The sequence below is a fragment of the Pseudomonas sp. HY7a-MNA-CIBAN-0227 genome (assembly GCF_040310325.1).
In the GTDB taxonomy this organism is placed as follows: Bacteria; Pseudomonadota; Gammaproteobacteria; order Pseudomonadales; family Pseudomonadaceae; genus Aquipseudomonas.
In genome coordinates, this window is the sequence record NZ_JBEOPT010000232.1 from 1 (window position 1) to 257 (window position 257).

Sequence of the window (257 nt, forward strand, 5' to 3'; positions counted from 1 at the left end):
TCTGTACTGTCGCTATCTACGGTCTGGGTATTGGAAGACTCGCCGAGAAACTCGGGCTGGCCTCTGCGAGTCCGCGTGGAGTGATGTTTGCGGGGTCACCTGCCTGGACTATCGATACCGCCAAGACCCTACGCGATTTCGATGTGCCGACTCTCATCGTCACCCGACGTGCGTATGACCTGTACGCGGTACGTAAAGCTGGTCTGAGATGCGAGGCTGCGGATTTTCTATCTGAATATGCCACCGAAGATATGGAC

General features: G+C 55.6%; 1 protein-coding gene. It reads left to right on the plus strand.

Features of this window, described 5'->3' with window-relative positions:
• Nucleotides 1-257, plus strand: a 257-nt coding sequence (locus tag AAEZ06_RS27710; RefSeq protein WP_350617346.1) for a hypothetical protein, incomplete at both ends; no start/stop codon positions are given.